The sequence below is a fragment of the Criibacterium bergeronii genome, assembly GCF_001693775.2.
GTDB classification, from domain to species: Bacteria; Bacillota; Clostridia; order Peptostreptococcales; family Filifactoraceae; genus Peptoanaerobacter; species Peptoanaerobacter bergeronii.
The window spans coordinates 1-15497 of record NZ_MBEW02000006.1 but is presented as its reverse complement, the minus strand read 5'-3'; the positions used below and the strand labels follow the sequence as shown (position 1 = coordinate 15497).

Sequence of the window (15497 nt, the reverse complement as noted above, 5' to 3'; positions counted from 1 at the left end):
GTCATAGGGGTTTTTATATTTATAGAAATATATTAGCTGTTTTCATCATTTAAAGAATATAAAACCAGTTTATCACCGCTTTTTAAGACGGTCTGTCCGGTAGGAATTACGACATTATTTTTATTATCAAGCAACATTACTATCAGAGTTCTATGATGCAAATCTATGTCAATGACCTTTTTATTTGTCCAAGGGTGATTGTCATACAAAGTAATTTCAAGCAAATCTTTTCCTGAAGAGTCAAAGTATTCCTTGCCACCTATTATAATTCTATCGCCTGGTTGTACCACTGTATCGCCTTTTGGCACAATTTGTTTACCATTTCTAATAAGCTTAGCTACAATGATATCAAAAATAGGAGATATTTCGGCTAAAGTTTTGCCGTTCAAATTACAATTATATTTTATAGAAGTCTCTATGAAAGCAATCTCAGATTTATCCTGATAAGAGTTAAAGGTTTTAAGTACGGAGTCATTTGGGTCTATCATGTCGACTTTTTTAGAGACACTTGCCATAAGACTACCTTGTATTAATGTTGAAAGAATACATATTCCAAATACTATATGAAAAATATCTATTTCAAAAGGAATATTTTGGTTTACAGCCATAATTGCAAAAGCAATTGCAGCAGCTCCCCTTATACCGGAGATAGTTACAGTAATTACTTGGTTTAATTTCATTTTATAGAAAAATGAAACTAAAAGGATTACAATAGGTCTTGCAATTAAAGTCATAAAGAGCATTATGAAAAATGCAGGAGCTAAATTAGAAATTATTTTGCTAGGCTCTGATAACAGACCTAGCATAAAAAATAGAGCAATTTGCATTATATTGGAAATACCATCGAAGAAGAAAACAGTCTGTCTTTTGCCTTTATATTCCTTATTTCCTATATAAATGCCGAATAAGTAGACGGCTAAAAATCCATTGCCACCAAGCATAGCACTTATTTGATAGATTAATAGTATAGCTGCAATCATAAAAACTGATAGCATTCCGTCTTCACTAAAGTCGATTTTTTCAAGTAGGATAAAAAATATTCTGCCACCTATATAACTAATCAAAATCCCAACAGTTATTTGGAGTATAACTAACATTGCAATATTTACTTTTGAGCCACTTAAAATAGCAAGAAAAATCATTGTCATAGTATATGCAAACGGGTCATTTGAGCCCGACTCCATTTCAAGCAGTGGAGCAGTGGAATATTTTAAATTTAATTTTTTTGATTTCAAGACAGACGATACTGTTGCAAAGTCAGTTGAGCCAACTATTGAACCAAGCAGCATTGCCTGAATTAGGTCAAAACCAAGTACAAAATGGCAAAAAACTCCGGTAATTAGAGCGGTTAAAACAACCCCTCCACTAGCTAAAATAACAGAGGGAAGTGCTACAGGCTTTGCCATTTGCCATTTTGTACCATAGCCACCATAGAACATGATAAACATTAAGGCAAGAGATGCAAATTTTTCAGAAAATGGGTAATCATTAAAGTCAACACCAATCAGGGTAAAACTAATTCCAAGGAGAATAAAAAGTACCAAGGACGGTATTCCATACTGATTGGAAATTTTTATAGCTAAAAGTGCTAGTATTAAAACAATTCCAGTCACAAGGATAGTCATCTGTGCTCCTTTTCATATATAAAAGATTTATTTTTTATTCACATTAAAAATTAAAGCTCAACTGATTTGTTTCAGATAATCCATCTAAGCAGCCACTTTCTTGTAGTTGCTCCACAACTGTTTTAGATGCACCGGTACGCTGCTTTAAATCTTGCAGTGAGACAAAAGGTCTTAATCTTGCCTCAGCAAATATTTTATCAGCCACTACCCTACCAAGTCCGGGTATTGCCAAAAATGGAGGTATAAGAGATTTATCCTCATCCAATAAAAATTGAGATGCGTCTGATTTATATAAATCGACCTTACCTATTTTTACTTTGCGTTTATACATTTCATAGGCTACTTCTAAAACTTGAGCCATGCCCTTTTCTTTTGTAGTAGCATCATTACCAAGCATATTTATCTGATTTAATTTTGTAAGTACAGCGTCCTCACCTTTAGATATTATATTTATATCAAAATCTTCAGCCTTGGTCGTGAAATGTGTAGCATAAAATGCCTCTTTATAATGCACCTTGTAGTATGCAATCCTTATCGACAGCATTACATAAGCTACAGCGTGAGCCTTTGGGAACATATATTGGATTTTTTTACAAGAGTCTATATACCAGTCAGGTACGCTGTTTTCTCTCATGGCTTTTTCGTGGTCTTCGGACAATCCTTTACCTTTTCTGACCTTTTCCATAATATCAAAGGAGGTCTTTTTTTCTACACCCTTTTGAATTAGATATAGCATGATGTCGTCTCTAGTGCATATTACTTCATTAAGACTTAAACCGCTATTTTTAATCAATTCCTGAGCATTTCCAAGCCAAACATCCGTTCCATGTGAAAGTCCTGCAATCCTGATGAGTTCACTCATAGCTTTTGGTTTTGTATCTTCAAGCATCTGACGTACAAATACTGTACCAAACTCAGGTATACCAAGTGTGCCGGTGTTACAATTTATTGCAGACAAATCTGCTTGTAAGACATCTGTACCTAAAAATATAGCTAAAGTTTTTTCATCTTTTAATGGTAAATTTGTGGCTGTAGTACCGGTCAAAAATTCCAACTGTTTAATCATAGATGGACCATCGTGACCAAGTATGTCAAGCTTTAAAATACGTCCGCTTATGGAATGGTAATCGAAGTGAGTAGTTAAAGTCTCAGACTTTTTCATATTTGCAGGGTATGAAATTGGTGTAAAGTCATATATGTCTTTATATTTCGGACAAACCATAATACCGCCCGGATGCTGACCAGAAGTCCTTTTTATGCCGGTAATACCCTCTTGTAATATAATCTCTTGTTTGTTTGAAAATTTTAAACCGGAAACCTCTTCATATTTTTTTACATAACCAAAGGCTGTTTTAGACGCAATTGTACTAATTGTACCTGCTCTATATACATAGTCTTTTCCAAACAAGTCCATGATAAACTGGTGGGCATTTGGCTGATATTCGCCGGCAAAGTTAAGGTCTATATCGGGTTCTTTATCTCCATTAAAGCCTAGAAATGTTTCAAACGGTATATCATAGCCATCTTTTCTCATAGTCTGACCACATTTAGGGCAAACTTTATCAGGCATATCTACACCTGCACCAAATGAGCCATCTAATATAAATTCACTGTGCTTGCAATGGTCACAAATGTAGTGAGGAGGGAGTGAATTTACTTCGGTGATATCACTCATATAAGCTGCCAGTGATGAGCCGACTGAACCTCTTGAGCCTACCAAGTATCCATCAGAATTTGATTTAGCGACTAATTTTTTTGCAATTATATAAAGTACAGAGTAGCCATTTTCTATAATGGAATTTAATTCCTTATCTAGCCTTGTCTTTATAAGCTCAGGTAAGTCCTCACCATAAATATTTTTTGCTTTTTCATAGCAGCTATTTCTTAGCTCATCCTCAGCACCATCTATTACAGGTGGGAATGTACCATCAGGTACAGGCTGAGCATCTTCTATAATGTCTTTTATGGCATTGGTGTTGGTAATTACAATCTCTTTTGCTACTTCCTCACCTAAATATGAAAATTCCTCCAGCATTTGTGTGGTTGTCCTATAGTAATAAACATTATCCGGACTTTCGTCTTTTCTTTTTATTGATGCTTTTAAAATTTTTCTATAAATAATGTCCTTTTCGTCTAAATAGTGGACATTGTTGCTGGCAATTACAGGTTTATTAATTTCTTTCGCATTAAAATATAATTTGGAATTGATATTTTCAAGCTCACTTTTACCACTTACCCTACCCTCGTTTATAAGGCTTGTCATAGAGTCTGTTGGGTTAAGCTCTATATAGTCGTAAAAGCTCATCAAGGTTTGTATTTCCTCATCGGTTTTGGCATTTAATGCAAAGTTGAACACATCTGTGTCAAGATATCCTGCTCCAATCAAAATGTTTTGTCTTAAATTTTTCAGCTCTGATTTTGGTATGACAGGCGTAGCTCCTTGAAGATATGTGGTGTGAGCCATGGTTACAAGTATATATAAATCTTTTATGCCTGCCTGATTTTTAGCCAGTACACTAACATGGGTAGGTCTGATTTTACTGATATTAGTCAATTTTATTTTGTCATTTATATCATTAAAATTAATCATTTCTCTTTGCTTGAGAATTTCTATAAATTTTAAAAATATATGTGCTGTTGCAGTAGCATCATCAATTGCTCTGTGATGAGTTTCCAAAACTACGTCAAGCTCTTTAGCTATAGTATCAAGCTTGTGGTTTTTAAGATTAGTAAGTAGTAATCTTGATAGCACCAGTGTATCTATGGCATCGAAATTATAATCCAAATTTTGATTTTTTGAATTTTGTCTGATAAAGCCTGTGTCAAATTCAGAATTATGAGCAACTAAAATTGAACCCTTGCAAAACTCTAAAAAAGTAGGCAAAACTTCTTCGATAGATGGTTTATCAGCTACAAGTACGTCTGATATTCCGGTTAGTTCAACTATTTTTTCCGGTATTGGTATACCGGGATTTATTAGCTGAGAGTAGGTGTCTATTATTTTACCATCAGAGATTTTTACAGCACCAATTTCTGTGATTTTGTCATTTATATTGGAAAATCCTGTGGTTTCTATATCAAATACTACATAAGTATCATAAAATTCTGCAATTTTTGAAGTCTTGATGTGCTGCTCTGCGTCATCAACCATGTTAAATTCGCAGCCATAAATTGGCTTTATGCCCATAGCCTTTGACTTTTCCATTACTTCGGGAAAGGCTTGCACGACTTCGTGGTCAAGAATGGCTATAGCGTCTTGCTCATAGGCTTTAACTCTGTCAAAAAGTGCTCCTACACTTTCTATACCATCTGACTGTGACATATAGGTATGGGCATGGAGCTCTACCATTTTATCCTTAGCTGTATCTTTTTTTATGACTTTTGGGATTTTTTGGATTTTTTTAGCTCTGAGTAATAAATCGTGGGAAAAATTATCCAGCTCAACAGCACCACTTATTTTTACAAAATCTCCTGCATTTGGAATATATTCGTTGTCATTAACGAATTTCATGACAGAAATAGCACCTTTTTCGTCTCCGACTATAAAGTTTAATATCTGTTTGCCATTTTTTGTAGTCCTAATCTCCGGAGCAAAGACTGAACCGGACACAATAGAGCTTTGAGTTGGAGAGGTGATTTGAGAAATGTCCTCAGACTCTCCTCTGATTTCAACTTGTTTTATTTCCTTTGGCTTATCCTTTACAGTTTTTGCTATAGGGATTTCTTCGCTTGCAATTTTTGATAAATCATCAAGATAGTCAAAGTTTACTTCACAAACTCCAGGAGTTAAAATGTAGGTAATTTTTTTATTTATTTCTTCTTGAGTTTTTTTTGTAAAAAGCTCAGGAATATTTTTAGACTCAAGTAAATTGAGCATAGCAGTGTTTTCTATAGTAAGAGTGCAAATATTATCCTTGTAATTAAAACTCAGCAGCTCACCTCTTGCCTTAGTGGAGGGACACAAAGCCCCTAGGCGGTCAATTAATGATGAGATATATAGGTCAACAATTTTTAAATCCTTGCTGTCTACATCATAAGTAAGCTCTAGGTCAATATAATCAGTACCTGAGATATCAGCTAATTCATTTTTTAGAGTTTCAATTTGCTGAGAATTTAATATTTTTTTGGATAAGATTTTAAAAATTGTTTTTGAAGATTTTTTATTATATTTTATTCCTGTAATGTCACAAAAATCATTGTATTTCATTGATAAATCCCTTTATACAGTTATACTTAGTTTATAAATTCATTTTCCATAATATTTGATAATGAAAAAAGTGAAAAAATAGCTACAACCAGCTCAGTTACTACATAAGATGCCCACATTCCTCTCACCTGCCAAAAATATGAAAAGACAAGTGCAAAAATAACAATTAATATTATACCCCGTAGCATGGAAATAATAAAGGCAGGTCTAGGCTTTGCTATAGCTTGGGAAACTACCGAAACTATTAGATTTATGCTGGCAAAAAAACTACCAATAAAATAAATCAGCATACCATCAATAGCGATTTTTTCGAATTTTAAATCCCTAGTAGGATTAAATAAATTGGTGACAGTAGTTGGGAAAAGTGTGAAGTATAAATATGTTAAACTCATCAATATAAGGGCAAGAGCGATTGCCAATTTTATTATAAACCAAATATTTTTATAGTCATGCTTAACATAGCATTCGCTTACAAGAGGCTGTATACCATCGCTTATACCTCTAAATACTGCAATAATGACCAAGGATATATTAGCAATCACTCCGTAAGCCGCCACGCCAATATCACCAACATATTTGAGCAATATAAAATTATATATAATTATTACAATACTTGATGAAACCTCACTTATAAGCGAAGAAATGCCAAGTGCTGATTGATAAAAGAAATCTGTAAATTTTATTAATTTAAGGGACGATAATTTGAATTTAAAAGTATTTTTATGCTGTAAAAAGTGGACAGATAGTAGCATCATGGATAAGATTGGAGAAATCCCAGTTGCAACGACTGCTCCAAACATTCCCCATTTAAAAATATACATAAAAATATAATCTAAAAATACATTTGCAAAGGAACTTAGCATTACTGCCGATGAGACAAGCCCTGGGTTTGAGTCATTTCTAATAAAGGACAACAAAATATCGTTAAAAATAAATGCAGGTGTAAAAATCAGCATATACTTAAAATATGGAAAGGCAAAGGGCATGACCGCATCACTTGCACCCAATAACCTTAAAATCGGCTCAGAAAAAAATAAACCAATTATCATAAACAAAATAGAAATTATACTAGCAAAAAAGAGCGCCTTTGTAAAAAAAGCGCACTTTTTATCATAATCATTATAAAAAATCCTAAATCTAGTAGCCGAACCTACCCCAAGCATAAGACCTAAGCCATATATGAACCCATAGCCGGGTAGTGAAATATTTAAAGCGGCTACACCACTAGAACCACACACGTTTGCAATAAAAAGAGTGTCAATAATAATGTAAAATGACAACGCCAGCATACTTATTATATTTAAGAATACATAATGTACGAATTTTTTTAACATAGCCTATCTCCAATTTAGCTCATCATAATAACCTGATGAAAATCTTTTTTCAAAAAATTCAGCAGGAGCAAAATCATTAAGCACTAAGCCCTCAAATTCGTCTACACCAAAGCCAAGTGCAAGATGTGCTTGCAAATTTGTATTTATACCTGTTGATATAACATTTTGAGAAAATGTCTTAGCAATTTGAACTATTGCTGAGTAGATTTTACTATCTTTGTTATCATAATCAATATTGTTAGCAAAATTTTTATTAATTTTTATATAATCAAATTTGTATTTTTTCAAGTTATAAAATGCAGTATAGCCAGTACCAAAATTTGTAAGGCATACAGGAATGTTTAAGTCGGATAATTTTAATAAAATATTATTATTGTTTTCAAATAAATTTTCTACGGATTTTTCGTCCAAATCAATTATAATAGAGCCGTTTGAAAGGTTATTCTCTTTTAAAGATTGATAAAGCTTACTTTCTATATCAGTAAAGCTAAATGTCTGTAGCGGAGGGCAAATGTGGCAACAAAAGCTTAAAGAATAGGTCTTTCTCCATAAAAACAATTGCTTTTCTACCTCATCTACTAGCCAAATGATAATATCGTATAATTTTTGGGATTTTTCCAATATAGATAAAATATCAGCCTCATCACTATAGTCAGTCAGCTTACCCCAGTCGATTTTTGCGTCAAAGCCAACTATTCTTTTCTTATCAATACTGTATATAGGTCTATATAGTACAGCTAACTGTTCATCGGGCAAGCAATTATTTATGATAAATTCCAACATATTTATTTTTTGTGAATAATTATCGTTGACCTCATCATAAAAAGTAATTCTGCCGCCGATTTTGTCAGATTTTGATGAATACATTGCCTGCTCTGCATTTTTAAGTATGGCTTTTACATTACCGGCATCATCAGGATATGAAGATATACCTATGCTTGCAGACAAAGCAAAAGTGTGCTTTCCAATTTTAAGAGGTTCTTTGATTTCATAAATTAAAAGTTGACTTAAATCCATGATTTTATTCCTGCTTGAATTTGAAGTAGCTATTACAAATTCATCCCCGCCAACTCTGAAGCATAGAGTATCAGGAGGACATATTTTTTGAATTCTTGATGCACAACTTTTTATAACCTCATCACCTATAGTATGACCATAGGTGTCATTGATGGGTTTAAATTTGTCTATGTCTAGATATACTAAATAAATATTTTCTAAATCTGCCGGTGGATTATCAAGAAATGAATTTAAGTAATTACGATTTTTTAATGAAGTTAGACTGTCCGTTGTTACCTGTATTGTTAACTTTTCGTGAATATCATTGAGATTGCTTAACCTATTACTTATTTCCCAGTCAAGCTCAGCTTGAATTCTTTTTTGTTCATGGGCAAGCTGCTTAGTGAGTACCGATTTTGAAATAAAAAAACTCAAAAGCTGGTAAGCTACAGACATTATAGATATTACTATTACATAGGCGATTTCTATTATCTCAAAATAGTATAATGAAAATGGAATTATTAGAATTAAAAAAGATATGACAAATATAATCTCAAGTTGCATTTTTGAGTAATATATCTGATAATACCTAGTAGATTTGTTATTATATATATTGTATGCCGCAGCAAAAAAAAGACAAAAAGCTAAAACAGTTAAAAATGTACCTATTGCACCATATAAAGTGTTGTCAGCAGTGATAAAATTTATTATATAAAATAAATCGCCCACACTAAATAAAGTGTATCCCATTAATAAAGCAGATGTTTCAATATTATTATTGACGCCCGAAGATAAAAATAAAGTAAGGCACATAGCTACAGATAAACCGGCAACACATGAAAATAAAATACCATGAATGAATTGAGTATTTGTATAAACTCTACTGGAGTACACATTAAATCCAAGCAGTAAAATTATACTGGAAACCAAAAGAAAAGAGTAAAGTTCGTTAATCTTTAACTGCAAGCCATTTTCTTTTTTTGTCATATCAAAATACAAAAAAAACAATGATACACAAAGCCCAACAGAGCTAAGTGTATAGCTTATTTGAGATATAGGGTCATAAGCAAGCTGTATATGAAAGACATAGTATCTCAAATCATTTATTGCATACGCAATAATACACCAAATAAGACTTACCCCTAATAGAGTAAAAATAAGCTTACGGGTTCTTTGAAATCGTCTTGCTTTAATAGAAAATACTGCCGAAGCTAAACAAGTCGTGCAATATATTGTAAATTGTAACGGCTCTTTCCCGCTTAATTTTCCATAAGCACTTAATGTGGCTAATGCTATTGATAAAATAAGAAATAATACGTATTTTTTCATTTTCGCTCCTAGCCTATGTTGTATAAATTATCCGGTTGCAAATATCTTTCAACCAAAGCATCAAAAGATACAGGTCTTTCATAATAGTAACCTTGATATAAATCACACCCTAGAGATTCTAATATTTCTAGCTGACCCTTGTGCTCTACACCCTCAGCGATTACTTCAAGATTTAAAGCCTTTGACAAGCTGATTATAGAGGCAATCAATGAATAATCCTGTTTCATTTCTTCAATATTGTCGACTAATTCCTTTGCAATTTTAAGAGTATCAATCTTTAAATCCTTTATATATTCTAAAGACGAATATCCCGTACCAAAATCGTCTATTGAAATAGTAAAATTATTTTGGTCAAGTACATGAATTTTTTCTTTTATATAATCTATCAAATAAACTGAGAAGTTTTCAGTTAATTCCAGCTCAATTTGCGAATTATCAAGCCCATAGTAAGAAGATTTAAGTAAAAGATTGTATATTAACGGATTTTGCGTCAAAGTCTTTGGTGAAATATTTATAGCTATAGAAAAATCTGCATGATATTCCTTTTTTAACCTTGATAAATCAGAAAAAGACTTATCAATCACCCATTGAGTTATTGGGAAGATTATATTTGTCTGCTCAGCTAGCGGGATAAATTCAGCAGGAGATACATAGCCGAATTCTTCATCGTGCCAACGAAGAAGAGCCTCTACCTTTTTAATCTTTTTTCCGCCGGGATAAAATATAGGCTGATAATTTAGATGTAAAATTTCATTGAAATCAGAATTCTCAAGTTTTTTAATCAATCTATTTTTACGCTCTATCTCCAAGTAGTAATCTTGAGTGAAAAACTCAATTTTATTTTGAACATAAGATTTTTTGATGCGATACATCGCAAAATCAGCATATTTTATAAGAGTATCCACATCGCAGGAGTCCTTAGGAAACTCAGATATGCCTATGCTCAAGCCTATATAATAGCTTGTGTTATTGTGCAAATATGGCACTTGGACAATGTTTATTAGCTCAAGAGAAAACTGAGTGAGCTTTTCCCTATCTACAATCCTACTAAGGACTGTAAATTCATCACCGCCCACACGATAAATTGATGTGATATCATTGGAAAATCTTTTGAGCCTTTGGGCAGTCTCCTTTAGGATTACATCTCCTGTATCATGACCATAGGTGTCGTTTATTACCTTAAATCTGTCAAGGTCTAAGTAAATAAGTGTAAATGGAGTATGGCTATCTATAAGCTTACTAGCATCTAAATAAAATTTTTCCCTATTCCATGTACCTGTTAAGTAATCAGTATGATATTGATTTATTAGTATTTCGTTGCTTTTTAAAATTTCATTTTTCTTTTGCTCCAGCTCAGCCTGCTTGATAGCATTTAAGTTAATATGGTATTGCAATAGATTTTTCTTTACAGTGAAAGATAGATAAAATAAAGATAAAATATAGTATAAAGAAGAAATTATAATGCTTATTATTACTCTGTTTATGGAAATTTCTTTAAAAGCAAACAGAAGTATAGGTATTAAAATGATAAATAAAAAACCTGCACTAAGGCTCAAGGTGTCAAAATATACTTTAGAGTCCGCATATTTATTTTCAGACTCTTCAATAGTAATCTCAAGCTTAAAATCCTCAGGTGAAAGCATAGAAAAGTCCAAATTTAACAAAGTGATTATTGTTATAATCACACTTGCGATATCAATGTAAATTAATTTGCCTGAAAAAATATTGAGCAAGTAGAAAAAGAAAAATGCAAAGGTTAAAAATATAGTGGAAATAAGAGTTACTATACCCCTAGGAGGCTTTACAGTTTCCAAGCACAAAGTAAGAGATAGAGTAAAAATCTCAGAAACTATACTGATAAAGAGCAAATAGTATAGATAGCCATTATTTACAGTGACATATGTGTTGAAAAAGTGGGTAAGAGCCTCTCCACCACTCCAAAAAACTACAGCATAAAAAGAAAATAGGTTGAGTACAAGCTGTAGTATATCAATTTTTATATCTAGCTGTCTTAGAAATCCATATAGACCAATATGTGTGCATATTATGAAGATGGTAAATAGCAAGCTTAGAAATATTTTATAAAAAGATAAATGCTCAATATCCTTGATGAAAATAATCATGAGCAAACAAGTCAAAAAAAATACGAAAGATATCAAAAATGGTTTAACATTTTTTCTAACGCATTTATTTTGAGATTTATATTTTATTAAAAATAATATTAATGAACCAATGCCAGAAAGCAAAAATACTACCTTAGCTTGGAACAACCTAGCTATGGATAGAACCAAAGTAGCAATAAGTATTATTTTGTATAATTTAGAAAATTTATTCACAAATTTATCCATACGCATACTTTCTGATAAATTATTATAATATAAATGATATTATTACTTTATTATAATTATTATAACAAATTTTATTAAAAATTGATACAAAATTTGTTAGATTTTTAAATAAACTTACTACAATTCTAATTGTATCATACAAATAAAGAAAATGTTAGCAAAGAATAAACAAATAAATACCGGCTCAAATTATAAGCCGGTATTTTTGGTTAATTTTATTTATTAAATTCTTCTAAAGCTTTTTTTAGTATCCTAATACCTAGTTTTATTTGCTCTTCATTTAAGCAATATGAAAGCCTTATTTTATTTTTACCCTCCTGAGGATTTTGATAAAAGCCTGAGCCCGGTGTCATAAGTAGTGTATTTCCATCAATATTTATATTTTGTAGAGTCCATATTGCAAATTCCTGAGCGTCTTTTACAGGCAGGTCGATAATTGTGTAAAATGCACCCTCAGGCTTGTTAAATACTATGCCATCTATTTGAGATAGCTCCTTTACCAAGGTATCACGTCTACTGTTGTAGTCATCAAGTATTTCAGCAAAATAATTTTCAGGTACAGTTTTTAAATTGGCAGCACCAATTTGGTCTAGTGTGGACGCAGATAGTCTTACCTGAGCAAGCTTAACCATTTTGTCCATTATTTCTTTGTTTTTAGATGCTATGTTACCTATTCTTGAACCACAACAGCTATATCTTTTAGAAATTGAGTCTATAATTACTATCTTATCTTCAACCTCTTTGTAATTGGTTACTGATACATATTCTCTACCGTCATAGATAAATTCTCTATACACTTCATCGCTGATAATGAATAAATCTTTTTCCTTTGCAATTCTTACTATGGTTTCCACTTCTTCTTTTGTATATACTCTACCTGATGGATTGCATGGGTTTGTAAACATTATTGCCTTTGTTTTTTCGTCTACAAGAGGTAATATTTCTTCGTAAGCCGGTAGAGCAAAGTTATCTTCTGTTTTTCTTTTTATTGGAGTAAAATTTACATTTGCAAGGTGAGCGATATTTTCGTAGTTTGCATAAAAAGGCTCAGGCATTAAAACTTTTTCGCCTTCGTCTAATAATGTGGTAAATACGAAATTTATACCTTCACTTCCTCCTTGTGTGATTATCATGTCGTCTTTTGTGAAGTTGTAGCCTATTTTTGTGTAATACTCTTCAAGTGATGATAGTAAATCCTCTCTACCCTCTGATGGGCTGTAGCTAAGCACGTCTATATCAGACTTATTTATTGCACTAAAAAATTCCTTTGGTGTTTTTATGTCAGGCTGACCTATATTCATTTTTATAACGTTAAGTCCCTTTTTTGTAGCAGCTTTTTCGTAGGGAGCTAAATTTCTTATCGGTGATACTTTTAGAGTATTAATCCTATTTGATAGTTGCATATTAAATCTCCAATTTTGTTTTTACAAATTTTTAAATGATTAAATGTTAAGATAGTTTAAATATTTTAAGCTAAATATGTTTTATTTTTGTAACAAAGTTTTAATTCAAAGAGTTTATACTAAATATAATTTAACAATTAAACGAAATTAAATTTCATTATATTATTCTTATCAAATCTTGTCAATATAATTTGTGGTTTGAGCCGGTTGACATGGATTGTCATTGATGAGATAATGTAAAAATTATGAAATGAAATTAAAACATTATTCATATAATCTTTAGTGAAAGAGAGTAAATATGGTTTTTTCCAGTTTGTTTTTTGTCTATGTATTTTTGCCCCTAAATTTGTTTTTTTATCATTTTTCTAAGGATATTGAGAAAAAAAATATTGTAATGCTTACATTTTCTCTTGTATTTTATTCTTGGAACGGACCGAAATATTTATTTTTGTTGTTATTTATGACGCTTGTTTCTTATATTGGAGCAATTTTAATAGAAAATAGTTATCATAAAAAAAAGAGGTATCTTGTGTTGACGATTGCTATATCTCTTTTGATTTTGGGATATTTTAAGTATTTAGGATTTTTTGCCGGTATTGCCCAAACCTTTGTAAAAGCTGTACCAATTCCTAATATCATTCTTCCAATTGGTATTTCATTTTATACTTTTCAGCTTATATCATATGTAGTGGACGTTTATAGAGGTGAAGTTGAGGCTCAAAAAAGTTACCTACTTTTACTTTTATATGTGAGTATGTTTCATCAGTGTATAGCAGGACCGATAGTCAGATATAGCGACATCAGGCATGATATTTTATACAGAAAAAAGGATTATGATGAAATAAGAGAAGGTGTAAGAAGATTTTGCTATGGTCTTGCAAAAAAAGCAATACTTGCAAATGGTATAGCGGTAGTGGCAGACAGCCTGTTACTCACAAATGATGTCACTGCTTTAAAGGCTGTGCCGGTAGCAGGACTTTGGCTTGGAGCGTTGGCATTTACCTTTCAGATTTATTTTGATTTTTCTGCTTATTCTGATATGGCTATAGGTATGGGACTTATGACAGGCTTTCATTATAAAGAAAACTTTAATTTGCCTTATACATCAGCCTCTGTAACCGAATTTTGGAGGAGATGGCATATTTCACTTAGCTCGTTTTTTAGAGACTATGTTTATATTCCTCTAGGAGGTAACAGGAGTGGAAATGTGCTTATAAATCTGTTTGTAGTGTGGTTTTTGACAGGTATGTGGCATGGAGCTAGCTTTAACTATATATTTTGGGGACTGTATTATTTTATATTTATAGTCATAGAAAGATTGTTTTTAAATAAAATTTTGAAAAATACGCCAAGATTTTTTGGTGTTATGTATACATTTTTAGTAGTGGTGATTGGCTGGGTTTTATTTAAATTTGAAGATTTAAATGCTTTATCTATTGCATTTAAAGGGCTATTTGGCTTAAATGGCAATGAGCTTTTTTCAGCACAAACCGGAATTTTGATAAAAAATAATATTTTTCTAATCATAATTTGTATATTTGCAGCATCAAGCTTGCCAAGTAAAATCAGAGCATTTTTTGACAGCTCAAGAAATTTTGTTTTAAAAGATTTTTTAATACCTCTGTATAGTAATTTATTCCCTTGGGTGCTGTTGTTAGTTTCAAGTCTTGCACTTATAGGCAATAGCTACAATCCGTTTTTATATTTTCAATTTTAGGAAGTATCTATGAATAAAGATAATAAAAAAATAAATGAAGAAGAAAGAGAATACTTAAATAGAGTAATGCGAAGAAAAAGAAAGTCCAATTATTTCAGTGCAAAATTGTTTTTTGCTACCTTGGCAGTGGTTTTTGTAATAGGTCTGCTTATACCCCTTAGACCTGAAAAATCTGATGAGGAAAAAAGGACTTTGACCAAATTTCCAAAATTTACCATTGAAAGCTTTATGAATGGTGAATACCTCAACGGGATATCCACTTGGTACGCAGACACATTTCCGTTTAGAGATACACTTATAGGAATGAATGCGGGTATTAAAAGTCTATATGGGACAGGTGACACAAAAATAGTAAAAAACAGCGTTCAAACGGCTGACGAAATACCGGTAAATGGTGAGAATACAGCTGAGCAGGAAAAAATGGAGCAAGAGGTAAAAGCGGAGGCTCAAAAAAAATTGGAAGAAAAATTACCTGACGGCACAATCTATGATGTACCACAAAAAGCAGGTAATGTGTATGTAGTAGGAGACAGAGGGT

8 protein-coding genes are annotated in these 15497 nt (G+C 32.0%); 2 read left to right on the top strand and 6 right to left on the bottom strand.

The genetic code is table 11. The annotated features are described in order from the left end of the window. Nucleotides 1-32 precede the first annotated feature (32 nt). The 6 genes from BBG48_RS03920 to BBG48_RS03895 all read right to left on the bottom strand — a co-directional run bounded on the left by BBG48_RS03920 (nucleotide 33) and on the right by BBG48_RS03895 (nucleotide 13242). Nucleotides 33-1625 carry a potassium/proton antiporter gene (locus BBG48_RS03920; RefSeq protein ID WP_068912407.1) on the bottom strand — a complete coding sequence of 531 codons (1593 nt, stop codon included), beginning with the start codon at nucleotides 1623-1625 and terminating at the stop codon, nucleotides 33-35. Nucleotides 1626-1668: 43 nt separating this feature from the next. Continuing rightward, entirely contained in the window at nucleotides 1669-5832 is a 4164-nt protein-coding gene (locus tag BBG48_RS03915) for a PolC-type DNA polymerase III (RefSeq protein WP_068912409.1), read from the bottom strand. Between the two features lie 26 nt (nucleotides 5833-5858). Then, a complete protein-coding gene (locus BBG48_RS03910; protein WP_068912411.1) occupies nucleotides 5859-7166 on the bottom strand; it encodes an MATE family efflux transporter in 1308 nt (435 codons plus the stop codon). A 3-nt stretch (nucleotides 7167-7169) separates the two neighbouring features. After that, a complete protein-coding gene (locus BBG48_RS03905) occupies nucleotides 7170-9491 on the bottom strand; it encodes a diguanylate cyclase domain-containing protein (RefSeq protein WP_068912413.1) in 2322 nt (773 codons plus the stop codon). Nucleotides 9492-9499: 8 nt separating this feature from the next. Then, nucleotides 9500-11827: a putative bifunctional diguanylate cyclase/phosphodiesterase gene (locus BBG48_RS03900; RefSeq protein ID WP_158527898.1), complete on the bottom strand. Its 2328-nt coding sequence runs from the start codon at nucleotides 11825-11827 to the stop codon at nucleotides 9500-9502. A gap of 227 nt (nucleotides 11828-12054) precedes the next feature. Further along, complete coding sequence (locus BBG48_RS03895) at nucleotides 12055-13242, bottom strand: pyridoxal phosphate-dependent aminotransferase (RefSeq protein ID WP_068912416.1); 1188 nt, start codon at nucleotides 13240-13242, stop codon at nucleotides 12055-12057. Nucleotides 13243-13771: 529 nt separating this feature from the next. Here BBG48_RS03895 and BBG48_RS03890 point away from each other — a divergent pair. Both BBG48_RS03890 and BBG48_RS03885 read left to right on the top strand, forming a co-directional pair. Then, nucleotides 13772-14959: an MBOAT family O-acyltransferase gene (locus BBG48_RS03890; RefSeq protein ID WP_243446735.1), complete on the top strand. Its 1188-nt coding sequence runs from the start codon at nucleotides 13772-13774 to the stop codon at nucleotides 14957-14959. A gap of 9 nt (nucleotides 14960-14968) precedes the next feature. Further along, nucleotides 14969-15497, top strand: a 529-nt coding sequence (locus tag BBG48_RS03885) for a DHHW family protein (RefSeq protein ID WP_243446734.1), incomplete at its 3' end; no start/stop codon positions are given.